Annotated in this window: 24 protein-coding genes; 16 read left to right on the plus strand and 8 right to left on the minus strand. The window is 60.8% G+C overall.

From position 1 onward, the window contains the following. Positions 1 to 39 precede the first annotated feature (39 nt). From P0N66_RS10840 to P0N66_RS10855, 4 genes are all read left to right on the plus strand, one after another. The gene (locus tag P0N66_RS10840; RefSeq protein WP_275805244.1) at positions 40 to 1,254 is read left to right on the plus strand and encodes a type II secretion system F family protein; all 1,215 of its coding nucleotides are present in this window, start codon (positions 40 to 42) and stop codon (positions 1,252 to 1,254) included. A gap of 24 nt (positions 1,255 to 1,278) precedes the next feature. Continuing rightward, entirely contained in the window at positions 1,279 to 2,682 is a 1,404-nt protein-coding gene (locus P0N66_RS10845) for a sigma-54 interaction domain-containing protein (protein ID WP_275805246.1), read from the plus strand. Between the two features lie 291 nt (positions 2,683 to 2,973). After that, entirely contained in the window at positions 2,974 to 3,426 is a 453-nt protein-coding gene (locus P0N66_RS10850; protein ID WP_275805248.1) for a type IV pilin protein, read from the plus strand. A gap of 241 nt (positions 3,427 to 3,667) precedes the next feature. Continuing rightward, positions 3,668 to 4,636, plus strand: coding sequence for a transposase (locus P0N66_RS10855; protein WP_275805250.1), 969 nt, complete (start codon positions 3,668 to 3,670; stop codon positions 4,634 to 4,636). Between the two features lie 40 nt (positions 4,637 to 4,676). Here the strand turns inward: P0N66_RS10855 and P0N66_RS10860 are convergent, their stop codons facing one another. Continuing rightward, positions 4,677 to 5,087 (minus strand): type II toxin-antitoxin system VapC family toxin, encoded by a 411-nt coding sequence (locus tag P0N66_RS10860; protein ID WP_275805252.1) that lies wholly within the window; start codon positions 5,085 to 5,087, stop codon positions 4,677 to 4,679. A 1-nt stretch (position 5,088) separates the two neighbouring features. Then, positions 5,089 to 5,328, minus strand: a complete 240-nt coding sequence (locus P0N66_RS10865) for an antitoxin (RefSeq protein WP_275805254.1) — start codon at positions 5,326 to 5,328, stop codon at positions 5,089 to 5,091. A gap of 234 nt (positions 5,329 to 5,562) precedes the next feature. Here P0N66_RS10865 and P0N66_RS10870 point away from each other — a divergent pair, with 234 nt between their 5' ends. The 3 genes from P0N66_RS10870 (at position 5,563) to P0N66_RS10880 (ending at position 6,644) form a co-directional block, all read left to right on the plus strand. After that, positions 5,563 to 5,778: a ribbon-helix-helix domain-containing protein gene (locus tag P0N66_RS10870; protein ID WP_275805257.1), complete on the plus strand. Its 216-nt coding sequence runs from the start codon at positions 5,563 to 5,565 to the stop codon at positions 5,776 to 5,778. Continuing rightward, positions 5,762 to 6,016: a type II toxin-antitoxin system RelE family toxin gene (locus P0N66_RS10875; RefSeq protein ID WP_275805259.1), complete on the plus strand. Its 255-nt coding sequence runs from the start codon at positions 5,762 to 5,764 to the stop codon at positions 6,014 to 6,016. The genes P0N66_RS10870 and P0N66_RS10875 overlap by 17 nt, the downstream gene beginning before the upstream one ends. Before the next feature lie 145 nt (positions 6,017 to 6,161). Then, positions 6,162 to 6,644 carry a hypothetical protein gene (locus P0N66_RS10880; RefSeq protein ID WP_275805261.1) on the plus strand — a complete coding sequence of 161 codons (483 nt, stop codon included), beginning with the start codon at positions 6,162 to 6,164 and terminating at the stop codon, positions 6,642 to 6,644. Positions 6,645 to 6,695: 51 nt separating this feature from the next. Here P0N66_RS10880 and P0N66_RS10885 read toward each other — a convergent pair whose 3' ends face one another. Together P0N66_RS10885 and P0N66_RS10890 are read right to left on the minus strand one after the other, a co-directional pair. Continuing rightward, on the minus strand, positions 6,696 to 7,421 hold the full coding sequence (locus P0N66_RS10885) for a helix-turn-helix domain-containing protein (RefSeq protein ID WP_275805263.1): 726 nt from the start codon (positions 7,419 to 7,421) through the stop codon (positions 6,696 to 6,698). A 30-nt stretch (positions 7,422 to 7,451) separates the two neighbouring features. After that, positions 7,452 to 8,396, minus strand: a complete 945-nt coding sequence (locus tag P0N66_RS10890; protein WP_275805265.1) for a P-loop NTPase — start codon at positions 8,394 to 8,396, stop codon at positions 7,452 to 7,454. A gap of 277 nt (positions 8,397 to 8,673) precedes the next feature. Here P0N66_RS10890 and P0N66_RS10895 point away from each other — a divergent pair, with 277 nt between their 5' ends. Together P0N66_RS10895 and P0N66_RS10900 are read left to right on the plus strand one after the other, a co-directional pair. Continuing rightward, a complete protein-coding gene (locus tag P0N66_RS10895; RefSeq protein WP_275805267.1) occupies positions 8,674 to 10,242 on the plus strand; it encodes an ATP-binding protein in 1,569 nt (522 codons plus the stop codon). A gap of 1 nt (position 10,243) precedes the next feature. Then, entirely contained in the window at positions 10,244 to 10,624 is a 381-nt protein-coding gene (locus tag P0N66_RS10900) for a response regulator (protein WP_275805269.1), read from the plus strand. Positions 10,625 to 10,648: 24 nt separating this feature from the next. Here the strand turns inward: P0N66_RS10900 and P0N66_RS10905 are convergent, their stop codons facing one another. From P0N66_RS10905 to moaA, 3 genes are read right to left on the minus strand one after another with little or no spacing between them, the layout of a single operon-like run. After that, the gene (locus P0N66_RS10905) at positions 10,649 to 11,701 is read right to left on the minus strand and encodes a 4Fe-4S binding protein (protein WP_275805271.1); all 1,053 of its coding nucleotides are present in this window, start codon (positions 11,699 to 11,701) and stop codon (positions 10,649 to 10,651) included. Next, positions 11,698 to 12,189 (minus strand): MOSC domain-containing protein, encoded by a 492-nt coding sequence (locus P0N66_RS10910; RefSeq protein ID WP_275805273.1) that lies wholly within the window; start codon positions 12,187 to 12,189, stop codon positions 11,698 to 11,700. Before P0N66_RS10910 ends, P0N66_RS10905 begins: the two co-directional genes overlap by 4 nt. 25 nt (positions 12,190 to 12,214) lie before the next feature. Continuing rightward, positions 12,215 to 13,237: a GTP 3',8-cyclase MoaA gene (gene moaA, locus P0N66_RS10915; RefSeq protein WP_275805275.1), complete on the minus strand. Its 1,023-nt coding sequence runs from the start codon at positions 13,235 to 13,237 to the stop codon at positions 12,215 to 12,217. 425 nt (positions 13,238 to 13,662) lie between these two features. Here moaA and extKL point away from each other — a divergent pair, with 425 nt between their 5' ends. Next, entirely contained in the window at positions 13,663 to 14,895 is a 1,233-nt protein-coding gene (gene extKL / locus P0N66_RS10920; RefSeq protein ID WP_275805277.1) for a multiheme c-type cytochrome (seleno)protein ExtKL, read from the plus strand. 388 nt (positions 14,896 to 15,283) lie between these two features. Here the strand turns inward: extKL and P0N66_RS10925 are convergent, their stop codons facing one another. After that, complete coding sequence (locus P0N66_RS10925) at positions 15,284 to 20,002, minus strand: acyl-CoA dehydratase activase (RefSeq protein ID WP_275805278.1); 4,719 nt, start codon at positions 20,000 to 20,002, stop codon at positions 15,284 to 15,286. Between the two features lie 360 nt (positions 20,003 to 20,362). On the opposite strand from P0N66_RS10925, the gene P0N66_RS10930 reads away from it, so the two are divergent. From P0N66_RS10930 to P0N66_RS10955, 6 genes are all read left to right on the plus strand, one after another. Continuing rightward, a complete protein-coding gene (locus tag P0N66_RS10930; RefSeq protein WP_013164582.1) occupies positions 20,363 to 20,605 on the plus strand; it encodes a sulfurtransferase TusA family protein in 243 nt (80 codons plus the stop codon). A 115-nt stretch (positions 20,606 to 20,720) separates the two neighbouring features. Further along, entirely contained in the window at positions 20,721 to 21,035 is a 315-nt protein-coding gene (locus P0N66_RS10935; RefSeq protein ID WP_275805282.1) for a peroxiredoxin, read from the plus strand. A gap of 17 nt (positions 21,036 to 21,052) precedes the next feature. Beyond that, positions 21,053 to 21,349 carry a hypothetical protein gene (locus tag P0N66_RS10940; RefSeq protein WP_275805283.1) on the plus strand — a complete coding sequence of 99 codons (297 nt, stop codon included), beginning with the start codon at positions 21,053 to 21,055 and terminating at the stop codon, positions 21,347 to 21,349. Positions 21,350 to 21,378: 29 nt separating this feature from the next. Continuing rightward, on the plus strand, positions 21,379 to 21,552 hold the full coding sequence (locus P0N66_RS10945) for a hypothetical protein (RefSeq protein ID WP_275805285.1): 174 nt from the start codon (positions 21,379 to 21,381) through the stop codon (positions 21,550 to 21,552). Between the two features lie 111 nt (positions 21,553 to 21,663). Then, positions 21,664 to 22,791 (plus strand): glycosyltransferase family 2 protein, encoded by a 1,128-nt coding sequence (locus tag P0N66_RS10950; RefSeq protein WP_275805287.1) that lies wholly within the window; start codon positions 21,664 to 21,666, stop codon positions 22,789 to 22,791. Continuing rightward, positions 22,781 to 23,905: an SPASM domain-containing protein gene (locus P0N66_RS10955; protein WP_275805289.1), complete on the plus strand. Its 1,125-nt coding sequence runs from the start codon at positions 22,781 to 22,783 to the stop codon at positions 23,903 to 23,905. Before P0N66_RS10950 ends, P0N66_RS10955 begins: the two co-directional genes overlap by 11 nt. The last annotated feature ends 50 nt before the right edge of the window (positions 23,906 to 23,955 follow it).

Genomic DNA, 23,955 nt, shown 5'->3' on the forward strand with positions numbered 1-23,955 from the left:
GGTCGAGAGTTCTGCTAAGAGCTTTGCCGCGAGTTCTCCATGGTTAAATTCGACTACCAGGCCACCACCGAAAGCGGCCGCCGGCTAACCGGCGTCATCGAAGCCGATTCCCCCGAAGAGGCCACCGAACTGCTCTGGGTTCAGGGGATGGCACCGGAAAAGGTGGTCCGGGCCAAGGATAGCGATGAATCATCGTGGCTTGACCTGCTGCTGGCCGGCAAACCGGTCAAGCCCCAGGACGTGGTGATCTTCACCAAACAGTTACGCACCCTGCTGCGGGCCGGGGTGGCCATTACCCGGTCGCTGGAAATCCTCCAGGATCAGACCGAACACCCCCACATCAAGCGCAGCCTGGGCCGGATGGTGACCGATATCGAGGAAGGCTCCACCCTGGAGGCGGCCTTCCGCAAGCATCCCAAGATTTTTTCCAAGCTCTACTGCAGCATGGTGCGGGCCGGCGAAGCCAGCGGTTCCCTGCCCGAGGTGCTGGAGCGGCTGAGCTACATCCTGGAGCATGAAAACAAGGTCAAGGGCGATATCAACACCGCCCTGGCCTACCCCAAAATTGTCAGCCTGGCCCTGGTGGGGGCCTTTCTCTTTCTGCTGACCATGGTCATTCCCCAGTTTGTTTCCACCTTTGCCAAGGCCGGGATCGATCTGCCCCTGCCGACGGTGATCAGCGTGGCCATGTACCGGGGGCTGGTGGAGTACTGGCCGGTGCTGCTGGCCGGGCTGGCGGCGGGTTTTTTCGGCCTGCGGGCCTATTTTCGTTCGGAGCTGGGTTATGTGGTCAAGGGCCGTCTGCTGTTGCGGTTGCCCATTCTCGGCCCGCTTTTTCAGAAAAGCGCCATGTCCCGTTTTTCCAGCATTTTTGCCATATTGCTGGCCAGCGGGGTGACGGTGATGGAATCGCTGTCCATTATCTCCGAGGTCATCGGCAACGGGGCCATCGCCCGGGAGTTCGACAAGCTCAAGGCCAAGATCGAAGAAGGGCGGGGGATTGCCGGCCCGCTGAAACAGGCCCGCTATTTTCCGCCCCTGGTGGTTAACATGGTGGAAATTGGCGAGGAGTCCGGTTCGCTGGATGAAATGCTGCAGGCGGTGGCCAACCACTACGACGCCGAGGTGGAGTACGCGGTAAAACGCCTTTCCGACGCCCTGGGCCCCCTCCTGGTGGTAGGCCTGGCGGCGGTGGTGGGCTTTTTCGCCCTGGCCATCTTCATGCCCATGTGGGATCTGACCAAGATGGTGTAGCCATGGTTCGAGGATAGAGCAAGGATGATCAAAAGGCGTTACGCGTTAAGTCTGGCGGTGCTGGTCCCGCTGATTTTTACCGGCCTTAATTTTGTCGCGTTAAGCGGGGCTTTTTATCTTTTACGTCCCGCGGGGGAAGGCGCCCCGCCCCCGGCCTTCTATTACTGGACCACGGTTTGCCTGCTGCTGACTATCCTGGTCAGCGGGCTGATCACCTGGCAACTGGTCCGGCCCATGCGCCGCTTTGCCAGCCGGGCCGGTAATCTGCCGGTGCTGGCGGAAAATTCCGCTACTACCGCCGCCCCGCAGCCGCCGAGGGATGAACTGGAGGAATTTAATCGCCTCTTTGACCAGGTCAGCGGGATTCTTTCCCAACTGGAGGCCGACCGGGCCTTTCCCCGGCTGATCGGCCAAAGCCGGCTTATCCGGGGGGTCATGGCCCAGATGCTCAAGGTGGCCCCCACCGACACCACCGTGCTGATTACCGGCGAGACCGGCACCGGCAAGGAGCTGGTCGCCCGGGGGATCGTCGCCCGCAGCAAACGTGGGGACCAGCCCCTGGTGGTGATCAACTGCGCCGCCATCCCCGAGGGGCTGTTGGAAAGCGAGTTGTTCGGCCACGAGAAAGGGGCCTTCACCGGCGCGGTGGCCCGGCGGCGCGGCAAGTTCGAGGAGGCCGACGGCGGCACGGTCTTCCTGGACGAGATTGGCGATATGCCGTTGAGCACCCAGGCCAAGCTGCTGCGGGTACTGCAGGAGAAGGTGGTGACCCCGGTGGGCGGCAACCGGCAGGTGCCGGTGGATGTCCGCCTGCTGGCCGCCACCCACCAGGACCTGCCGACCCTGGTGGGCGCCGGCCGCTTCCGGGAGGATCTCTACTACCGCCTCAACGTCTTCACCATCACCCTGCCGCCCCTGCGCCTGCGCCGGGAGGATATTCCGCCCCTGGCGGAGGAGTTTATCCGCCAGGCCGACCAACCGGTGGAACTGGACCCCGAGGCCATGGGGATGCTTATGGCCCACGACTGGCCGGGCAATATCCGGGAGCTCCAAAATGTGGTGGAGCGGGCCCTGCTGCTGGCCGAGGAGGGCCGCCTGACCCCGGCCCATCTGCCGGCCCCCCTGCGGCGCGGGGGAACGGCGGCGGGCGGTTTGCCGTCGGCCGGGGGGGAGGTGCCGCCGGCGTCGGCGTTGGCGGCCGGGGCCGATCCGGGGGGCGGTGCGGTGATCGGCGAAGCGGCCCCCGCGGCTTCTTTGGATGAGACTTTGGCGGCACTGGAAAAAAGGCTGCTTACGGAGGCCCTGGCGCAAAGCGGCGGCATCCAGGTCAAGGCCGCCCATCTGCTGGGCATCAAGGAGCGCAGCCTGCACCATCGCCTGCGCAAGTACGGCATCCGGGCCAAGGATTGGCGGGGGCGGGAAGAGTGACAAAAATTGTTGAGGGTTGCATTTTTTGCAGCTTCGGAGCGGCCTGACTACCAAAAAATGTAGCTTTGCCCGATGGCGGCTGGGGTGGGACGGCTTGCCGCCGAGCCGGGCCGGTGGTGCAGTACGCCGAAGTCAGGTGATAATATGGTGATCAGAGAGCGGGTCGGCTAGCGTGGTCCTCTCTTGGCATGGTAAATGCTATTGTAGCTAGCCAGGAAATTGGTTAAAGCTTACGGTTGGTAGAAGCCGTGAGCGTCAAGCAGCGCTAACCTTATAAAGGAGAAAGAAAAAATGGAGGCAACAGCTATGGAACAGACGAGAAAAAATAACCCCACCCGCTTCCAGGGTGGTTTTACCCTGATCGAAATTATCGCCGTGTTGGTGATCTTGGGGATTTTGGCGGCGGTGGCGGTGCCGCGGTTTGTGGGTTTGCAGGAGCAGGCAAGAATAAGCGCTCTTGATCAAATCGCTACTTCAGCCGTTTCCGCCACTACTATGGAATATTCTCGGAGATTGCTTAGTACGGGCGGCAATGTGGATACAGCTTGGAGTGAAACCGTAACTTGGGCAACCAGTGAAAATTTGTTAAACAGTGTTAGTACTGACGGATATGAAGGGACTATCTCCTTCAATGTAGCCGGTGTAGAGGGTGAGACCATAACAATACAAGCCCAGGAAGTAGTGGGGGACACGACTAGGCAATCAACAACTATGACATTTACTAATCCAAACCAGAGTGAATAAATTGAAAGGTAATGGGGACTAATGGGGACGTACATAAAATTATAAGTTTCCCCGTTCTGTCTTTTCGTTGAGCGACCACGAATACCGACTTTACGACTTCATAGCCCCCGCTCCAGTTGCTTTCCCGCTGGAGCGGGGGTTTTTTTGTTGACATCTCAATGCTTTTGCCTAACCTTGACGTTGCCCTGCAAGAACAACAGCTCAATCTATGAGTCCAGCCGATGACGACGAGGAGTCCGTCATGCCACGACAAGCCCGCATAGATGCCCCCGGAATTGCTCATCACATTATCTGTCGGGGGGTTGATCGGTGCAGGATTTTCAAAGACAACGATGACCGAGACCACTTCCTGAGTCGGCTCTCCGCCCTGCTGACTGACTGCGATGCCAGGTGTTATGCCTGGGCCTTGATACCAAACCATTTTCACCTGCTGCTACGCACCGGAACCACCCCGCTGACCACCATAATGCGCCGGTTGCTCACCGCTTACGCCATCTACTTTAATCGCCGCCATCGCCGCAGCGGCCACCTGTTCCAGAATCGCTACAAATCCGTAATCTGCCAGAACGAACCATACTTGCTTGAACTGGTGCGCTATATCCACCTCAATCCCCTGCGCTCCCGCCTGGTGGCCGACCTTGCTGGGCTGGAGCGCTATCGCTACAGTGGCCATCGCCAATTGTTGGCAGCGGACGCGGACTGGTTGGATGTGAATTTTGTGCTGAGTCACTTTGCCGCACATCCCGCCGAGGCTCGGCGCGGCTACAGGACTTTTATCGCAGAGGGGCTGGCCGAACTGGATACGCCGGCCGGGCAAGGCGAAGACAAAACCGGTAAGCCGCGACCGCAAGTGCAGCAGGCAGTGGCTGCCAATGATTTCGCAACCAGGGCGCTGGCGGAAAGTCAGCGGCGAATGGAAAAAAGTAACCAATTGCGAAGACTAAATTTGAACCTTGAGCAATTGGCCGTTGTTGTTGCCCGTTCCTTCAATCTCGACCCCGCCATGATTTGGGACCCAGGGAAGCAGCCGCAGCGGGTGAAAGCCCGCAGCCTGCTCTGTTATTGGGCGGTAAATGAGCTGGGCTTGACCACCACCGCTCTGGCCCGGCTATTGTCCCGTAGCCAGCCGGCGGTCAGCCAAGCTGTGCGCCGGGGCCAACAACTGGCCCGACAGGAAGGCTGGCAACTGGAGAAACTTATAAATTTATGAACGTCCCTGCCAACCTGCCAACCGGCCGGGGGGGGGCCGCTCAGCCCTTCAGCCAGTTCTCTGCAGGCAGATTGGTAATTCGAGAAAATTCTGCGATGTTGGCGGTAACCACCGTCAGTCCGTAGGAAAGAGCGTGGGAAGCGATCAGTAGATCATTGGGGCCGATGGGGGTACCACGCGCTTCCAGTTCCGCACGAATCTCGGCGTAATGGGGATCAACACCAGCATCCAGCGCCAGAACCTCGATGACGGCAAGGATCTCTTCCACTCTGGCCGTAAGAATCGCAGAGCCCTTCTTGCGAGCCCCAAAGCGCAACTCACAGGCAACCACAATGCTGGTGCAGACGGCACTTTCTCCCTTTGCGGCAATTTGCTGCGCCACTCTGCCGGCCGGGTTCCGGATCAGATCGGAAATGATATTGGTATCCAGCAGGTAAACAAAACCGTCCATTTTACAACTCAATGTCATCAAGAGGCGGCAACGCTTCATCTACATCGGGGAAATCTTCGGCCAGGGGCTCCCAACCGGCAAGAGTCGCCAGCAGGGAACGGCGCTGCACTGCTTCAATGATCAGCCTGTCGCCATCCCGGCGGATCACCGCTTCATCGCCAGGCAGTTCAAACTCCCGGGGAATCCGTACCGCCTGATTACGCCCATTTTTAAAAAGTCGCACATGTCTTTCAGTCTGCATAATCTTCTCCCAATTTATGTATATGTCTCAGCATATGCCGACATGCTAGCACGGCAACATATTTTCGGCAAGGGAGTAAGTTGGGGTCACCGATAAGACAACGTGGGACGATTGTTGTGTGAATGTTAAGCGCGAATCTTTCCCCGGCACGCCCTTCCGCTCCCGAAAACTTGACCCGGCCAACCGAACCTGTTATGATGTCGATGACATTCAAGAACATTAAAGGAGGGGAGTATGTCCCAGATTACCGCTCGCTTACCGGACGAAGTTGTCTCAGCATTGGACCGCGCCGCCAGAGCTTTGCACCGGAGCCGTGCCGACGTGGTTCGTCAGGCCGTCGAAAGTTATCTTGAAGACTTCGACGACTTGAGCGTTGCCATCGAACGCCTGCGCGACCCCGCCGACGAGACCATCGACTGGCAAGAGGCTCGCCGTGTCCTACTCGCTTAAGATTAAGCGAAGCGCCCTCAAGGAAATCCAGTCCCTGCCTAAATCCGAGCGCTTACGCATAGTTGAAGCCATCGACCGGCTATCCCAAAATCCCCACGTCGGCAAACTGCTCAAGGGCGATCTCTCGGGCCTGCGTCGTATTCGCACCGGCGTTTACCGCATCGTTTACGAGATCGATGAAGGGCAGGTCGTAGTCCTCGTCCTGCGCGTCGCCCATCGTAAGAACGTTTATAAATAATTGGTGTCTGGCCCCAATTTCCACCTCCGTCGCAGGTTTTACCTTGCGGCGGGGGGGCGCTTTCGGTACCTTGCGACAGGCAACGGTCTTCTTAAGCTGGCTTCGGCTTTCCCATGGTAATCTGTCCCCCAAAGCGGTGAACATCATGTCGGTTAACGCAACTCCCAGGGTCCGGCGTGGCCCCATCCTGCGCCAAGTGGTGGCGGTGGTGATCCTGCTGGGCCTGCTGACCGCGGTGGTTGTCAGCCGGATGGAAGGCGGCGGCCCGGAGTACAATGCCCAGGTGGCCGAGCTCAAAAGTCATTTGCGCCACGCCAAGCTGCGGGCCGAGGAGTCCGGCCCCACCGGCGATTACCAGTTCTGGGGGATCAGAAGAAACGGCGACAGTTACCAACTGATCGCCATCGATGCCGAGGGCAATCAAACCCACCGGCTGCTGCCCGGCCAGTCACGGATTTACGTGGTGGCCGACCGGCTGAACTTTGTCGACTCCTTCCGGGTGGTTTACTTCGACGCCCAGGGCCGCCCCCATGTAGGCGAACCGCCGCGGCCAGCCACCCGCGACGTGGCGGTCACCACCGGCTACCGGCCGGTCAATGTGATCCGCAACACCGGGGTTATTCCATGAGCAGCTCCCTGACCGCCGCAAGATGGGGTGCTGCTGGACAGTTACCGCAGATTAAAGAAACTTCCGCCGCTGCCACCAGCTTTTTTTCTCTATTTCGGGCTGGTCGTGGCGGTTTTCCTGTTCGTAGCGGCGCAGGTAGTCGGCTACTATTCGTTCCGGCTGGTAACCCAGCGCCTTGGCGAACAGGGTGAGGTACCCCCGCAGATAAACCCGTACCGGCAACAGAGAAAAATTTTCCTCTTCGATGTATTCCAGGTAGCGGGTACCGAGATTGGTCATTTCCGCCACATCCTTGATCGTCAGATCCTGCTGGACCCGCAGTTGCCGCAGCACGGCGCCGGAAAATTCTTCGATTTCCGCCGGCGGCGGGACCAGTTTTTCCGGCAGGCGCAGTTCGTTCTCCTCCTCATCTTCCCCGTCGGCCGCGGCGGGGGCCGCGGGTAATTCTTTGGGCTCCGGAGGGGGGGCTGCCGGCGGGGCTGACGGCGCTACCGCTGCGGATGTCGCCGTCGGTTCCGTGCCCTTGGCCTCCTGTCGGGCCAGTCGGGCATCATATTCGGCGCGGCGCTGGGGGTGAATTAAAGTTTGATAAGCGGTTTCCAGTTGCTGCCGGATCTGCTGCAGTTCGTGTGGGGTGAGCAGGGAATAAATGGCGCTGGCATCACCGGAGAAGGTCTGGCGGGCCCGGGTGTAAGCCTGCTCGATGCCGCGGGCGGTGGCCTGGCGATTCAACTCGAGCAACTCGTAGTAATTGAGTTCAGCCATTTTGAAAGACATGCTTGTCTCTATGCTCCTTGCTCGACTGCTTCAGGGCATGGGGTTCTCCAGTTGCTGATGACCGAGCAGGTTATGGACGATGCGCTCCAGGGAGTGCCGGGGCCGGGAGTTGGGGTATTCCAGGGCCAACGGTCGCCGGCGGCGAATCGACTGCCATACGCAGTCATCATACTCAACATAACCGGGATATTCCAGGTCAATACCGAAATAGATCCGGGCCGCGCTGCGCATGGAAAAACCGATCCGGACATCTTCCGGGGAGCGCACCTGATTGAGAATCAGTTTCGGTTTGAACTTTTTCATCTCCGCTTCGAGTTGTCGGCCGGCCTCCGGTTCCATGTCCTTGATGCATTGGAGCAGGTCGTGGGGGGTCTGCAGGCCCAGGGCGTTTTTCTGGTCTTTGGCGGCGTCCACCACTTCCTTGAGGGCCCGGTTTTCCACAACGTTGCGGAATTTACGATAGAAAGCGCTCTTGATAAAACGATAAACGTTTTCAATGGAGGTGGGTTCGGGCAGCACCACCAGGGCGCCATGGTTGGAAAAGAGGAAGAAATCGAGCACGTTGAAGGATGTGCCGGCCCCCAGGTCGAGAATTAGGTAGTCGGCATCGACTTGGCCCAAGTGCCTCAGCAGGCGGCTTTTCTGACCGTGCAGCGGGTTGGCGGCATCCAGAAAATCCCGGGCGCCGCTGATGATTTGCAGGTTGCTGATCCCGGTTTCCGCCACCACGTCGCGAAGCTGCTCGGTGCGCCGCTTAAGGAAGTCGGACAGGGTGACTTCCGGCGCCTCCATCCCCAGGGTGGTGTGGACGTTGGCGCCGCCCAGGTCGAGGTCCACCAGCAGGACTTTTTTTTGGAGCTGGGCGAGGATGATGGCAATGTTGCAGGCGATCAGGCTTTTGCCGATCCCACCCTTGCCGCCGCCGATGGACCAGATCTCTTTCTGTGGTGGAGCGTGGTGGCTGTTGGGCATCATTTTTTCCGCCTTGCCCGTTAGATTTACAGGCAGTTTGAGGACAACAAGGGTCCCGGCAGGTCGTGTCTGCCAGCCCCGATGACCTGGGTCGGCGGTGCGGCGCGGCGTGAAGCCGCCAAATCGTGGCCTGGCATCTCCAAATAGCGGCAAAGAAAAAAGTCCCCGATAACCCTAGCTTGATCCGAGCAAAAAAACAAGATAGCATGAAGATATTTTCTTATCCGGTTAATCTTCTCGGCGTGGCGGAAGGCAAAGGATTACGCAAGGAGGGGCGGGGGTGGTGAAAAATATTCTGGTGGTGGACAATCATCCGCTGATCCGCCGGTTGCTGAGTGCCCGTCTGGAGAAGCAGGGCTACAAAGTGCGCACGGCGGAAGATGGCCTGAATGCTTTGGATTTGTTGCACGAATTTGTGCCGGACGTGGTGGTGGTCGACCTGGTGATGCCCAATATCGACGGGGCCCGACTGTGTCGGATCATCCGTTCCCGGCCACAACTGGCCGGGGTCAGCCTGGTGGTAATCTCCGCCGTGGTGGCCGAGCAGGGCTTTGAACCGGACAGTTGCGGGGCCGACGCCTGTATCGCCAAAAGTGGCGCCGACCGGATCTGTACCCACCTGGATACGGTGCTGGCCGACCTCAACAACCACGGCCGGATTCTCGATGAACACCGGATGCTGGGGGGGGAGGAGGTTTTCCGGCGGGAAATCACCAAAGAACTGCTCTCCTTGCAGCGCCACCACGAAATGGTTTTAGGAAATATCGCCGACGGGGTGATCGAGCTTAACCACGAAGGCAAGGTGGTCTACGCCAACCCCCAGGCCCTGGCCATGTTCGACTGCCGGGAAGAAGAAATGCTGGGGAGCGATCTGCCGGCCACCCTGGAGCTGGCAACGGCGGAAGTGCTGGCCCGGGTTCTGGCCGGGCCGCCTCAGCCGGTAAGCCTTACCGAACCCGTCTATCTGCTCAACCGGCAGGTGCAGATGTCGTTGCATCCGGTGCCGGAAGGTGAGTTGTACACCTTTGTCGTCCTGTTGCACGATATTACTGAAGCCCGGGCGGCGGAACAGGCCCTGCGGCGGACCTCCGATAATTTGCGGCAATCGCTGGCCGAGTTGCGCAGCGCTCAAAATGTTCTGGTCCGCCAGGAGAAGCTCGCTTCCATCGGCACTTTGGCGTCGGGGGTGGCCCATGAGATTTTGAACCCCCTCAACATCATCGGCACCATTGTGCAGGTGATGCAAACGGAGGAGCAGTTGCCGGAATTGATGCAGGAGCAACTGGAGGAGGTGATGGTGCAGATCAGGCGGGCCACCAAAATCACCAACAGCCTGCGGATGTTTTCCCGCCAGGGCAAGGCGGAAATTGAGGAAGTGGATATCCACGTCCTGCTTGACAATACCCTGGAGTTGGTGCAACGTAGCCTGGAGCTTGACCAGATCGTGGTGGAGAAAGACTATACCCCGGAACTGCCGGCGGTGGCCGTCGATCCGGATCAGCTGGCCCAGGTGCTGCTGAACCTGATCAACAATGCCCGGGATGCCATGCGTGACCGCCGGGAACGGCGGCTGACCTTTGCCACCCGGACGGTGGAGCAGGGTATCGGCCTGACCGTGGCCGATACCGGCGGCGGTATTGCTCCTGAGCATCTGCCCAAGATCTTTGATCCTTTTTTTACCACCAAGGATCCCGGCAGCGGCACCGGGATGGGACTGGCCATTGTTCATTCCATCATCGAGGGAATGGGAGGGTTTATCGAGGTTGATTCCCGGCCGGGCCGGGGGAGTGAGTTTTTTATGGTGTTGCCCTTGCCGGAACTGGGCGGGCAACGGGAACGGGGGAAATAAGATGAGTGCTGATGAACGTAAGATTCTGATCGTCGACGACGAATATGCTTTTTGCAAATCTTTGAAGCAGTATCTGGATAAGCTCGGCTACCAGGCCATGGTGGCCACCAACGGTGAACACGCCCTGGATCTGATCCGGGAAGAGGCGCCGGAGCTGATGACCCTGGATATCCGGATGCCGGGGATCAATGGTTATGAAGTGCTGAACAAGGTCCGCCATCTGGCCCCGGAGATGCGGGTGGTGGTGGTTACCGCCGTCGATGTGCCGCGGATGGAGGAGATGCTGGAGCATTCCGGGGCCCACGCGGTAGTGCATAAGCCCATCAATTTGGAGGAGTTGCGGCGGGTGATCGACAAACTGTTGCCGGCGCCCCAGGGTTGATCGGCGCTCGTCGCCGGCTATCGCTCATTCTTGCGCGGCGGCGCGTTCCCGCAGCAGCCTTTTTTCTCCGGCGTCCGCCGCGCCGCCGGGGCTGAGCGGTTTGATACTGATGGCCCGGGCCGGGCAGAACTCCCGGCACAGGCCGCAGGCGCTGCACGACAGCGGGATGAAATCAAGCCGCTGCAGGTCGTCATCGCCGCTGATGGCGCCGCTGGGGCACAGGCCGATACAGGCGCCGCAGAAGGTGCATTCCGGGCCGACGGTAAGTTCAACCAGCAGTGCTGTCAGCAAAGGGGTATGGTCGGCGTTCCGCTCTCCGGCCTGTTGCAGCAGTCTGAGCCGGCCGGGCAGATGTTTGCTGGCGGCCCACTGCTCTTCTTGTTGTTCTTCCTCGCGCAGGGTGGTCCAGGTTTCGGCGGCGGCGTGGAAGGAGACTTCCTTGAAGGCCCGGAAAAAATCGCGCCGCCCCGGGGCGCGCTCTTGGTCGGTGTTCCGGCGTTGATCGGAGACGGGATCAGGGTGGGCCGGGGCCGGCGGTTTCGCCTCCAGGTGCAGGTGGATGACGGGTTGATGGTCCAGGCCCTGCCATTGTTGGTGCAGCTCATCCAACTGTTCCTGCAGAACGTCCGGCACCCAGGGCGAATGGCATTCCCGGCAGGGATACAGCAGCAGGGTCAGGCGGCCGCGCAGCAGGGCATAAGCGGCCAGATGATCACGGGATAGCGCCCCCAGGCAGGGGAGAATAATTTCGGTGCCGTGGCGCAGTGATTTTTCGCAGCAGAGCACCACTTCGCCATCCCCGGTGGCGATTTTGGGCCCAGCCTTGGCCAGGCGGGAATCTCGGCCGGTCAGGGCTTCGGTGGGGCAGACGGCGGTGCAGACCAGGCAGCCGGTACAGCGTCCGGACTCCAGCCGCACCTCGCCTTCGCCGGGGTAGATGGCCTGGGGCCGACAGGCCCGGGCGCAAAGATCACAGCCGCTGCGGATAAAACGGCGCCGCAGGCAGCGGGCGCCGGTAAAGTCGACTGTGGTGCCGGGCCGCGCGATGCGGGCCAGCAGCCGATCGGCCAAAGTCATGGGGCGGTTTTGGCCGGTGACCCCTGCGGCGCCCCGGCTCCCGGCTGCACCCCCGGCTGTACTTCGATGCTTTGTCCGGCCTTCACGGTGCCGCCTTTGAGCACCCGGCTGAAAATCCCCTCCCGGGGCATGATGCAGTCGCCGGTGGCCTTCTTGATGGCGCAACCGCTGTTATGGCATTCTTTGCCGATCTGGGTGATCTCCAGCAGCACCTCGTTGTTGATCAGCAGCCGGTCGCCGATCTTCAACGCCACCAGGTCGACGCCCCGGGTCACGATGTTTTCAGCAAAAACGCCGTGACCGATCTGGGGCAGTTTGGCTTTCACCCCGTCGATGCTCTCTCCGGCCAGCAGGGAAACCTGGCGGTGCCAGTCGCCGGCGTGGGCGTCATCGGCAATCCCCCAGTTTTCCTTCAATTCCACCTCGCTCGCCGGTTTTTTGATAATGCCCTTCTTGGCGCTGATACAAACCGCTTCCACTGTACCCATTTCGTTTCCTCGTAAAAACTTGATATTAGCCGCCGATGGTGGCCATTGACGCACAACTGCCCGGCAGGCCCTTTTTTTTGCGTTGTTCGGCGGCGGCAAAGCCGTCGGCGTGGCGCCGACCCAGGCAGGCCCGAATCATTTCGGCCAGTTCGCGGTCACTGCTGCCGGAGCGCAAAACTTCCTTTAAATCCAGTACCCCGTCGTCGTAGAGGCAGGTTTTCAGCATGCCCTGGGGGGTGATGCGAATTTTGTTGCAGGTGGCGCAAAAACAGCGGGAATAGCCGCCGATCAGGCCGATGCTGCCCTTGAAGCCGGCCGCCTGCAGAACCCGGGCGGTGGCGCCGGCCGTCGGCGCTTCCCGCACATCCGGCAGGTGCTCCCGGAAGTGCTGTTCCAGCCGCGCCAGGTTCCAGTTGCCGGCTACAAAGCTGTTGCCGCCGTCAAAGGGCATGGGCTCGATAAAACGCACCTGGATGGGGCGGTCGGCCGCCAGGCGGGCCAGGTCCAGCAGTTCGTCGGTGTTGATGCCTTCCTGGACCACGGCGTTGATTTTCACCGGAATGCCGGTAAAAATGGCCTCTTCAATGACCGCAAAAACATCGGCGAACAGGTTCTGGCCGGTAATGGCGGCAAAGCGCTCGGGCCGCAGGGTGTCCAGGCTGATGTTCAGGCCGGCGAGGTTGAGTGCCCGTAAGTCGGCCAGCCGGGGGCCCAGCAGGGTGGCGTTGGTGGTCAGGGCCAGTTGGTGCAAGCCGTCGATGGCCTGCAGGCGCCGCATAAAATCCAGCATGCCGTGGCGCACCAGGGGCTCGCCGCCGGTGATCCGTACTTTACTGACTCCCATCTCCACCAGTAGGCGGGTAAGCCTTTCCAGCTCCTCGTAACTCAGCAGTTCGCGGCGCGGTTCGTCGCAGGGGCCTTTGGGGCGGCAGTAGCGGCAGTTGAGGTTGCAGCGGTCGGTGACCGCCAGTCGGACGTAATTAATCGTCCGGCCGAGATTGTCGGTAAGAGTGGGGGCCGGTGGCGCGGGGGTGTGGTGTGGCGTCAAGTTTCGTCTCCTGCGGCGGGGCCAGGCGCCGTTATGGGCATACGAATGTTGCCAGGTTTCATAGTGTAGTAATGTATTGCATAAAATAAAAAGTACAAGCCTAGTTTGCCGCCGCCGCTTTTTTTGCGCATTTTTGCCGCTGTAAATTTTGTGCAAAAACCACCTTGACACCGGTTGTTTGTATTGCCTATCCTGATCGTTGGGTACATGGTGGCATGTATATGCTGCATCACCGTTTCTGCGACAATTTGTCACTTCCTGCTTTTGGGCGGGGCGTGCTAGATTCCTACCAGGTAATACTGGTGAGCAGTCCCTTCTGTTCGTCACTATCGAAAAATACAGACCGCATGCTAAGGAGGTGATGGCGCAGGTAGTTTAGTTCAGATCCGGGGTAATTGCTGTTTAAACAGAGAGGAGGAAGATTAATGAAACATTGGATAATCGGTCTGGTCGTCGCCGCTTTTGCCCTGCCGGGCATGGCGTTGGCCGGCCAGAAAGCCACCACCATCGACGAGCTGGCGCAGATGTTCGACGCCTCGCGCTGCAAGGCTTGTCATGGCGAAGTCTACAAACAGTGGGAGGTGTCCCATCACGCCCGTCCTCTGATGGGGGTGCATGGCGGCCTCAAGGATACGCCTTTGGCCATGGCCGGGGCCACTCCCTGGTCGCCGGAGCACCCGTCCGAGGCCACCCTGGAAACCTTTCCCTGCTTTAAATGCCACCTGCCCCAGGCCCTGACCCACGCCGAGGATTCGGTGGCGGCGGAATACGCCCAGGCCCTGCTGGACCAGGACCGGCGCAAGATCGGGCAGCTTAAGATCACCTGTATCGTTTGCCACAACAATAAGGCGATCATCCATCGTTTGCAGGAAGGTGAGCCCGAGCCCAACGTGCTTTACGGCACTAGGGACATTCCCAATCATCCCGATCCGGTCTTCACCGAGATTCGCCAAAGCCCGGTGATGAAGGAGCCCCTGTTCTGCGGCCAGTGCCACGGCGTCGGGGTTAACCTGGAGTTCGGCAACCCGGTGCAGTGCGCCACTCTTTACGGCAGCTATCAGCACGCCTACATTCCCGCCGGCGGTACCCAGTCCTGCCAGGACTGTCATCTTTATCCGAAGAAAGACGGCTATGCCGACCACCGGATGCTGCCCGACTGGAACGACACCGAGCTGATGAGCCAGCGCCTGGCCGAGTCCCTGTCTTTTGATATGCAGGCCATGGGTTACGAGTGGCTGCGGGCCGGCGGTGATCGGCCCAACCGGCTGGTGATTGAAACCAAGATCGATTCCAAGGCCGGGCACCGCATCCCCGACGGCTGACCGTCTCACAATCGAGTGGTCCTGGAAGTGACCGCAAAAGATTTGGACGGAAAGCTGATTGCCCAAGATTCCCGCCACTACCATCCCCAGGCGACCACCCAGCGGGGCGCCAACGTGATGGTTTACGGCGCCCAATGGAAGGCCAGCTATGTGCGCGACACCAGCATCCAGCCCTTCCGCACCAAGGAGGAAACCTTCGAGTTCCTGCTGCCGGAAGGCACTCGCTGTGCCGATGTGGAGGTGGAGTTGCGTTATGAACTGGGTAACCCCGATCAGATTATCCCCATTCATCGCCGCACCAAAAGGGTAACCCTGGATCGTTGCCCACCCCTATAAACGGTAAACGAACGCTGGCACCGCATCTTGCGGCGATCATCCCGACTTGCGTACTGATGTACGCGGCGCCGGGCTGCTTGCCGCAACCTGCGGCACCAGCGCTCGTTTACCGGTCCTGGCCAGGGCGTGTGTTGATGGTTTGAACGTGCTCTGGTCGCACCGAATAAAAAAGGCCCCCGGGTTTCCCGGTGGGCCTTTTTGTTTTGATGTGATCGTGAACGGGCTTGGGTAGCCGGGGGCAGATTTAAATCAGCCCCCGGCGCGCCAAGGCTTAGCCGTAAGGTGCCGTGGGTGAGGTAAACGGACGATAGTGCCGCAGGTTGCGGCAAGCGCCCCGGCGCCGCGTACTCCAGTACGCAAGCCGGGGCGATCGCCGCAAGATGCGGTGCTAGCGTCCGTTTACCAGGTCTGCGTGGATTCTTCGGGCCTGTAGGGCGAAGGCCTCCAGGCGGGCTTCGATGATCTGGGGGAAGGCGTTGCCGTCGGTTTCCAGGGCCAGGAAGGGCAGTTTGCGCTCCTTCTCCTTGTTGAGCAGGGCCGGCATGTGCCGATGGCCCTCCGCCTCCCAGACCAGCCGCTTTTCGCCGCTGGTGAACTTTTCATTCAAAATCGATTCCGCCAGCCGGGTGGGCATGCAGCCAAACGGGCCGATGGAGATGATGCCGCAGGAGGGGTGCAGGATCTCGTGCAGGGCCGCCCCCACCGTCAGGATCGCCTCGCCGGCAAGCTCGGGGGCGATGTGCCGGCGGCCGGCGTTGATCAGCGGTTCCACCTCCACCTTTTCCTCGTAGTGAAAGAGCCCGCAGGGGGCCAGCAGCCGGCGGATCTTGGCGTCGAAATAGCGCTTGACCCAGTAGCGGGTCCACCAGGGGAAGTCCGGCTTGCCTTCGATGCGGTTTTTCACCAGCCAGTCGCAGTACTTGATCCACTCCGAAACCTGTGAAGTGCGGACGATAAAGCCCTCCGCCGCCAGTCGTTCGACTAAGCGCTGCAGCGAGATGGGGTCGTGGCGCACGTAGATCTCGCCCACCAGGGAGAGTTTGGGGATCTGCGCGTGCGGGGTGTGCAACTCTATTTTACCCAGTTCCCGGGCCGTGGCCTTGAGCTGCCGGGCGATGGTCGGCCAGCGGTCGGCAATAACCTTTTCCAGCTTCTCTTGCTCCCGCCAGAAGATGGCTTCCGCCGCTTCCTTGTCCTTGGCCCCGGCCTGGATGGTGGACCAGATTTCATTGAGCAGATCACCGATGATAATGGCCCGCCAGGCCGCCAGGGTGAACTTGTTACCCAGGCCGCCGTAGCTGTTGGTGGAGGTCAGCGACATCACCGCCGCGTCGGTAATACGGTGGCGGACGATGGTGCGATGGGAAAAGACGTGGTACTGGCCGAAGCGGCAGGGGCCGTCGGTGGTGGCCATGAAATAGGCGGTGATCTCGCCCTTGGGCCGCCGCTGCTGCAGATACTGCAGCATGGTGCCAACGGTGGTCTGCAGGGGCAGGCACTCCTTGCAGGAGGAGTTGCCCCGGCCCAGTTTCAGGGCCTCTTCATCGGCCGGCGGCAGGGCCTCGGCCCTGATCCCGCGCCGCCCAAAGGCCGCCGCCACCAGGCTGGTGCCAAAGGGCCCCATGGCCGGTACCAGCACTTTGACCCGAGGGTCGGTCATCGGCACCCAGGAGCCGTCGGCCAGCCGGATGCCCAGCTCATCGCCGCGCATTTCGGTGACTGCCGGTTTAAATTCCGACTTGCCAATCGCTGCGGTTAAATCGTTGGCTTCGCTGTTGTCGCCTGACGGTGCAGATGAATCCGGCTGCCCGGCGCTAAGCTCCGTCGAGGGCCGAGTGGGTGGCTTCGGCGACTTGGGTTCGGCTGCGCCCGCACTTTCGGCCTTGCTTTGAATCTGCCGATAATACCGTACGATATCCAAGAAGGCTTCGATCCGCGTTTCCAGCCCGGCGTCGGCGGTATGGCTGTCCAGTTCCAGGGTCAGGGAGGGCTTGCTGCCCATCATGTCGCGGAAGTAGGTGAGCAGAAAGGAGTCCGGCCCGCAGGAGAAATTGGTGATATAGGTGCCGTACAGCTGGGGGTGGTTTTTCACGTACCGGGCCGCCTTCATGATCATCCGGCCCATGGCCCAGTACATGTTCATGTCCGCCCCCAGGGGCTCGTCCTCAAAGGGCAGCAGGTCGATGGGGATGACTCGGATGCCCCGGGAGGCGAACTTGGCGGGAATGCCCTTGTTGGCTTCCCGCACCAGGCTGTTGTAGGGGCGGCCGAAGAGCACCACCGCCGTGCTTTCCGGATCTTGTTCCAGCTCGGCCAGGGCTTGGCGGCCCATCTCCTTAAGGTCGTGGCGGCAGGATTCCTGGTCGGCGATGGCCGCCTGCAGGGCCGCTTCGGCCCGTTTGGGGTCGGCTCCCAGTTGCCGGGCCAGGTCTTTGAATACCGGCAGGTTGGCGGTAAATCCCTTGCTGAAATCAAACACCGGGCTGATGATCGGCTTCTTTTCGGCGGCCGGGAAGGTGGCGCGGAGGTAGTAGGGCTCGCCCTGGACGAAGGGGCAGACGCAAGAGGTGGTGGCGTCGTCGGTGATCTTGACCCCCCGGATATGGGGCAAGAACAGGTAGTCGGGGGACTTGGCCAGCAGGTCGCCAAAGAGGCCGTGGGCCAGCTCCACCGGGTAGCAGAAGGGGGCGTTGCGCTGGTCGATCCCGTTGGGGTCGACCCTTTCCGAGAGCACCGGTTTTAGGTTCAGCTCTTGAAAGAAGCGGTTGAAAAGCGGGAAGAAGGTGTTGATCAGGAATGAGCGGTTGATGCCCACCGTTTTTTGCTTGGTCGAGCTTTCAAGCTGGTTTTCGGGCTTAGGCTTTACCGGGAGGGTTCCGCCAAGTTGGTTCTCGGGCTTAGGCCTTCCCGGGGGGGTTCCGCGCCCCGGTTGACGCTCATTCTCGGCGGGCATCCTGCCCGCCTCCGAGGCGCCGGCGGCCTCCTGCACGTCCATGTGCCCGGCCGCCGGCGAACCCGCGTCAACCGGGGCGCGGAACCCCTGGGGACCCTTGGGGGTTGTGGCCCGGGGAGTGTCCGTGGTGGTGGCCTGGGGGGCGTCCCGGAATACCCGGCGTTCTCTTTGTATCACCAGGTCCAGGCCGGTGCTGTCCACCTTGCGGCGGTGGATGATGTTGTCGTAGCGGTTGCAGATGCCGCCGAAGGGGTAGCTCTTGCCGTTGATGTTGATCCGGGAGATCTCGCAGCCCCGGTCGCAATCCTTGCCGCCGCCGCACTTGAAGGGCTGGCCGTATTCCACCTCCCGCACCGCCAGTTCGTCGAGGTCGAATTTGTCCGGTTCCAGCAGGCCCTGTTCCAGGCGGCGTTCGGCCTCCAGGGCCACCCCGAAGGCGCCCATCAGGCCCGGATCGGGGGGGACCACCATCTCCTTGCCGGTCAGTGCCGCCATGGCCGCCGGCACCGCCTCGTTGTAGCAGACCCCGCCCTGGATGAAGACCTTGCGGCCCACCGGGCGGTTGCCCTTGACCCGGTTGGTGTAGTTCATGCAGATGGAGTAGACCAGGCCGGCGACGATATCCTCCAGCGGCACCCCTTCCTGGGCGGCGCCCTTGATGTCCGAGCCGATGAAGGCGGCGCACTGGTCGTTGAAGTTGGGGGGGCTGGTGGCCCGGTAGGCGGTTTGGCCGATTTCGGTAACACCGATGCCCAGGCTTTCCTTGGCCGCCTCCTCCAGGAAGGAGCCGGTGCCGGCGCTGCAGGCCTCGTTCATGGCGTAGTCCGAGGGCACGCCGTTGGTGATGTAGGTGTACTTGGCGTCCTGGCCGCCGATTTCAAAGATGGTGTCCACCTCCGGGTCGAAATGGACCGCCGCGGTGGCGTGGGCGATGATCTCGTTGATCACCCCCTCGCTTAAGGCGTGCAGGCCGGCGATCTGGCGGCCGGAGCCGGTGACCCCAAGGGCTTCGATGATGATCGATTGGCGCAGCTCAGGTCCCAATTGCTCGGCCAGCGAGGCGTAAACCCGGCGGGAGGCGTCGATGGGATCGCCGTCGGTGCGCAGGTAATCGGCGGCTAAAATGGCCTTGTCGGCTCGCCGCATGATCACCCCCTTGGTGGTGGTGGAACCCACGTCCAGGCCCAGGATGCAGCGATCGCCGGCCGCCGCCTGGCCCCGGGCGGAGGGCTTGAAGTCCACCAGGTGGGTGAATTCGGTGAGGGGCTGGTGGTGGGAAAAGCTGCCGCGTTGGTTGCTGAACACCTGCTCCGGCGCCGGTAGCGGCCGGGTTTCATGCTCCAGCGCCCACAGGGCCGCCCCCAGCGCTTCCATGGCATCGGGGGGGACATCTGGGGGGACATCGGGGGGAACATCAGTGGAAACATCGGGGTTGCCATCGGTGCCGCCGGGAATGGCCAGGTCGGCGATCTCCTGGCGCAGGTAGTGGACCATGGAGCGGTTGGCGGCGCAGCCGCCGATGAGCAGCACCTGGTCCGAGGGCATTTTTTTCAGCAGCTCAAGGATTTTGCCGGCCATCATCCGGCTCAGGCCCGCCACCACCTGGTTCTTGGGAATGCCCTTGTTCAGGGCGTGGGTGCAGTCGCTTTTACAGAACACCGAGCAGCGGCCGGAAACCTGGTAGCGTTTCTCCGGCATCTCCATGGCCTCGACGTCTTCCAGGCTCAGCGACATGCGGCCCAACTGCTGCAGCAGAAACTCGCCGGTGCCGGAGGCGCATTTGTTGCCGCTCTGGATATGCTGAATCCGCCCCTCGTCGTCCAGGCGGTAGACCATGAAGCTCTCGCCGCCGGCGGAAACCACGGTGCGGTAGGGATGATCGGCGGGCAGTACGAACCGGCAGGCCAGTTCCACCGCCTCGGGTTCGGGAATGGTGGAAAGTGCCAGGTGGTGGCGGAACTTACGACCGGTGGCCGCCACCTTCAAGCCGTCCGGCCGGCCGAACTCCGCCAGCATCTCGGCCAGAACCCGGCGCGGATTACCCTCGTGGGAGCGCTTGCGTCGCAGGCTGATCTGTGCCTTCTCGCCCTTGTCCCGGGTCAGGCCTACCATGGTAATGGTGGAGGCCCCCAGGCAAATACCCAGTGCTTGCATGTCTACCTCACAAAACACGTATTGAATCGGCTAAATAAATAAATGCAGCGACAGGCCTGGCCGAGGCTGGCGCATTTAATCGCAAAACCCGTATAATAATAGATTCGATGAAATCATGCTTCCGCTTTTCTTGTTTTTGATTTTTCTTTACCGAGAGGGGTAGCGTGTGGCACAATGTGTTACCCGCGGCTTGGGTTCCGAGTTGGCGGTCTTTTTTTGTTGACATCTTCTTTACCGGTCCGTTATAGGTTACAGACCCTTGCTAGATTCGGGGGAACATCTTCTGTTTACCCGACGTGTTTTAGATGGTGAGCAACGGTAATTTCCTAATCACCCAAAACCCCAAAAAGGAGAGCAATCATGGACGTCAACAGCATTACTCCCGACCAGACCCTGGACACCAAAGGACTTAGCTGCCCCATGCCGCTGCTGAAGACCAAGAAAGCCGTCGGCCAGCTTGGTTCCGGCCAGATCCTCGAAGTACAGGGCACCGATCCCGGTTCCAAGAACGATATGCCCGCCTGGTGTGAGCGGGAAGGCCATGAGTTCCTGGGCATCAAAGACGGCGACGGCTTCTTCTCGGTATTTCTGAAAAAGGCCTGATTGTCTTCGCCTTGAAAACAAGGGTAAATGTCCGGCCGGTCACGGGGGCTCTGCTTCGTAGTCGTGGCAACGGCCGGGTCGTATTTTGTGTAAATGAATCGCGATGGAGGACAGCATGGCGAACAGTTTAGGTATTTTTGTTACCAACCCCGACAGCGTGCAGCATATCGTAGGGGTTACCAAGGCCGCCAAGGCCAAGGGCATCAAGGTAAAACTATTTTTTACCTGGAGCGGCACCAAGCTGACCAAGGATCCTGCCTGGTCCGAACTGGTGAAACTGGCCGACGATGTTTCGATCTGCGCCGACAGCTACAAGAAGATGGGCTTCAACGTTGAAGACGTTCCCGAAGGGCTGACCACCGAGAAGATGGCCACCCAGGCTCAGCACGGCGACATCATCGAAAACTACGATCGCTACATGACACTGTAGGACAGGGAGGTAACAGCATGTCTAAAAAATTATTTTTTATGTACAAAAACGCGGATTACGTCGTGGACGGCATGCGCTCCGCCCTCGGCCAGGCCGTGGAGAACAACTACGCTTTCGGCGCGGTGATGACCGATATGCCGGCGCTGGACGAGCACAATAAGGAAAACGTGGACTGGATCCGGGACATGGAGGGTGAGATTTATTCCACCGTTCCCTCGGTTTGCGAGCAAAACGAGCTGACTCCCATCACCCTGGAAGAGCTGGGGCAAAAGTTGCGTGAGATGGAGTATATCATTCCCTACGGTGTTAAGTAACCAGAGACCAACAAGCACAGGAGTAGATTATGAAAATCCTGCATGTATATCGTTCAGAGCCGGATTCCGACACCAAGAAACTGGTGGAGATTGTTTCCGAAGGCCGCGAGGCCGCTGAGTTTAAACTCCACGAAGGCCAGGTTGATTACGACAAGCTGGTGGACATGGTGATGGACGCCGACCAGTCAATCTGCTGGTGGTAGAAAACGTTCAGCCGTACTGCCGAAAGCGGCGACCGGCCCGGCTTGCGTACTGAGAGGTACGCGGCGCCGGGCCGCTTCTTTTCTGACCCCTTTTAACTTCTGGTGGCCCGTTTGAGTTCTTCTGCCGCCCCTTTTCTCTCGGTTATCGTGCCCAACTATAATGGGGCCGCCACCATTGGCGCTTGTCTGGAGGCTTTTTCGGCTTCAGACCACGCCGTCTTTGAGGTGATCGTGGTGGACGATGGCTCCACCGACGGGTCCGTGGAGTTGATCCGCGCCTTTATCAAGGGGCGCGGGGGGGCGGCTTTTCCCTGCCGGCTGGTGCAACTCAAAAACCGACGCGGTGCCTCGGCGGCCCGTAATGCCGGGGCGGCCAAGGCCGCGGGGGATTACCTGTTCTTCATCGATTCTGATTGCCTGGTCTTGCCGGAAACCCTCAGCGCGGTGGCACAGGCTGTCGAGGAGCACGGAGCCGGGACGGTGGTGGGCGGCACCTATACCCTCCGGGCTTATGATCCCGGTTTTTTCAGTCATTTTCAGTCGACATTCATCCACCATTTCGAGACCAAGCGCCTGCATGATCCCGATTACATCGCCAGCCACGCCATGCTGATTGCCGCCGACGTCTTCAAGACCGCCGGCGGTTTTCCCGAGTCCTTCATGCCCATCATCGAGGACGTGGAGTTCAGCCACCGGTTGCGCCGCCACGGTTTTGCGCTGCGCATGGACCCGCGCATCCTGGTGCGGCATGTTTTCAACTACGACTTGCGCCGGTCATGGCAAAACGCCTGGCGTAAATCCCGTTACTGGACCACCTATTCTTTGGGCAACCGTGATCTGTTGGCCGATTCCGGCACCGCCTCCCGGGAGTTGAAAATCAACGTGGTTGCCTGGGCGGTCAGCGCGGTGCTGTTGCTGTTGGGGCTGGTGCTGCTGCTCACGGGGCCGGAGACGGCGGCCCTGGCCGGCGAGGCGGTCGGTGGCGCGGGGGCGGGCGGTAACGGTGATCCGGCAGCGGCCGGCGCTTCGCCTTGGGCCCTGTGGCTTACTGTCCTGGTGGTGCAGGCGGCCAACTGGCTGGAGCAGCGGCCGCTGCTGGCCGCTTTCGGCCGGGCCGGCGGGTCGGGGTTCGCCCTGGCCGCCGGGCTTTATTACACCCTGCTCTATCCCCTGCCGGTGGGTCTGGGGGCGCTGCGGGGGATGCTCGGCTATCTGGCGGGGGAAGGCGATGGTCGCTGAAGGGCGGGGCGCCGCCCCGAGGCGCTATTCCCCCCTGCGGCACTTGGGCGGTATTTTTTCCAAGCAAGCCCCCCTGCACTTGACCGTCTTTCTTACCCGTCGCTGCAACCAGCGCTGTTCATTTTGTTTTTACCTGGCCGCCGACACCCCCCCGGCCGACCGGGGAGCTGGCGAGTTGTCCTTGGCGGAGCTGGAAAAAATCGCCGCCTCCAGCCCGCCGTTGCTCTGGCTGGCCTTTTCCGGCGGCGAGATCTTTTTGCGCGACGACCTGGTGGCCGTCACCGAGGCCTTTTACCGCCACACCCGGCCGGCGATTATCCTGCTGCCCAGCAATGGCCTGGATACCGGGCGAATTACGGCGGCGGTGCGTGAAATTCTCCAGCGCTGTCCCCGCTCCACGGTGGTGGTCAAGCTCTCTTTGGACGGGCCGCCGGCGGTGCATGACGCCCTGCGGGGGGTGGGCGGCAGCCACGCCGCCTGCCTGCGCACCGCCGCCGAGCTGGGGGAAATGCAAGGGCGGTGGACTAATTTTGAATTGGGAATCAATTCGGTGTTCTGTCCCGCCACCCAGGATAGCATGCTGGAGACGGTGGATTTTGTCGCCGGCCTGCCGCATATCCACACCCACACCATCTCGCTGGCCCGTGGTGACCTGGCCGATAAAAGCCAGTTGACGGCGGACCTGGAAAAATACCGCCGAGCCTGCGAGTACCTGGAAAAAAAACTCAAAAATCGCCAGGCCGCCACCTACCGTTTCGGCGGCGCCCGGCTCAAGGCGGCCCAGGATATCCTCCAGCGCCGTTATATCCTGGCCACCGCCCGGCAGCAGAGGGCGCAACTGCCCTGCTACGCCGGGCGGCTCAACCTGGTGGTGGCCGACGACGGTGAGGTTTATCCGTGCGAGGATTTCCGCCCGGCCATGCGGCTGGGCAATATCCGGGAGCATGATGGCGATCTGCCAAAGCTGCTCCACAGCCCCCGGGCCCGGGAGGTGGTGGCGGCCATCCGCCGCGACGGCTGCTGGTGCACCCACGAATGCTACATGATGACCAACATCCTCTTCAATCCCGCCACCTATCCGGCCCTGCTGAAAGAATACGTTCAGCTCCGGTAAACGTTCAGCCAGTTAAATCAGCACTTTGTTGGCTTTGGTGAAGAGTTGTC

Origin of the sequence: Desulfurivibrio dismutans (genome assembly GCF_029210385.1) — a bacterium.
GTDB lineage: Bacteria > Desulfobacterota > Desulfobulbia > Desulfobulbales > Desulfurivibrionaceae > Desulfurivibrio > Desulfurivibrio dismutans.

What these genes read in the sequence shown, in the direction of transcription:
- P0N66_RS10840 (WP_275805244.1), top strand. Translation starts at nt 40, where the DNA reads ATGGTTAAATTCGACTACCAGGCCACCACCGAAAGCGGCCGCCGGCTA.
- P0N66_RS10845 (WP_275805246.1), top strand. Translation starts at nt 1,279, where the DNA reads ATGATCAAAAGGCGTTACGCGTTAAGTCTGGCGGTGCTGGTCCCGCTG.
- P0N66_RS10850 (WP_275805248.1), top strand. Translation starts at nt 2,974, where the DNA reads ATGGAGGCAACAGCTATGGAACAGACGAGAAAAAATAACCCCACCCGC.
- P0N66_RS10855 (WP_275805250.1), top strand. Translation starts at nt 3,668, where the DNA reads ATGCCACGACAAGCCCGCATAGATGCCCCCGGAATTGCTCATCACATT.
- P0N66_RS10860 (WP_275805252.1), bottom strand. Translation starts at nt 5,087, where the DNA reads ATGGACGGTTTTGTTTACCTGCTGGATACCAATATCATTTCCGATCTG.
- P0N66_RS10865 (WP_275805254.1), bottom strand. Translation starts at nt 5,328, where the DNA reads ATGCAGACTGAAAGACATGTGCGACTTTTTAAAAATGGGCGTAATCAG.
- P0N66_RS10870 (WP_275805257.1), top strand. Translation starts at nt 5,563, where the DNA reads ATGTCCCAGATTACCGCTCGCTTACCGGACGAAGTTGTCTCAGCATTG.
- P0N66_RS10880 (WP_275805261.1), top strand. Translation starts at nt 6,162, where the DNA reads ATGTCGGTTAACGCAACTCCCAGGGTCCGGCGTGGCCCCATCCTGCGC.
- P0N66_RS10885 (WP_275805263.1), bottom strand. Translation starts at nt 7,421, where the DNA reads ATGTCTTTCAAAATGGCTGAACTCAATTACTACGAGTTGCTCGAGTTG.
- P0N66_RS10890 (WP_275805265.1), bottom strand. Translation starts at nt 8,396, where the DNA reads ATGATGCCCAACAGCCACCACGCTCCACCACAGAAAGAGATCTGGTCC.
- P0N66_RS10900 (WP_275805269.1), top strand. Translation starts at nt 10,244, where the DNA reads ATGAGTGCTGATGAACGTAAGATTCTGATCGTCGACGACGAATATGCT.
- P0N66_RS10905 (WP_275805271.1), bottom strand. Translation starts at nt 11,701, where the DNA reads ATGACTTTGGCCGATCGGCTGCTGGCCCGCATCGCGCGGCCCGGCACC.
- P0N66_RS10910 (WP_275805273.1), bottom strand. Translation starts at nt 12,189, where the DNA reads ATGGGTACAGTGGAAGCGGTTTGTATCAGCGCCAAGAAGGGCATTATC.
- P0N66_RS10925 (WP_275805278.1), bottom strand. Translation starts at nt 20,002, where the DNA reads ATGCAAGCACTGGGTATTTGCCTGGGGGCCTCCACCATTACCATGGTA.
- P0N66_RS10930 (WP_013164582.1), top strand. Translation starts at nt 20,363, where the DNA reads ATGGACGTCAACAGCATTACTCCCGACCAGACCCTGGACACCAAAGGA.
- P0N66_RS10935 (WP_275805282.1), top strand. Translation starts at nt 20,721, where the DNA reads ATGGCGAACAGTTTAGGTATTTTTGTTACCAACCCCGACAGCGTGCAG.
- P0N66_RS10940 (WP_275805283.1), top strand. Translation starts at nt 21,053, where the DNA reads ATGTCTAAAAAATTATTTTTTATGTACAAAAACGCGGATTACGTCGTG.
- P0N66_RS10945 (WP_275805285.1), top strand. Translation starts at nt 21,379, where the DNA reads ATGAAAATCCTGCATGTATATCGTTCAGAGCCGGATTCCGACACCAAG.
- P0N66_RS10955 (WP_275805289.1), top strand. Translation starts at nt 22,781, where the DNA reads ATGGTCGCTGAAGGGCGGGGCGCCGCCCCGAGGCGCTATTCCCCCCTG.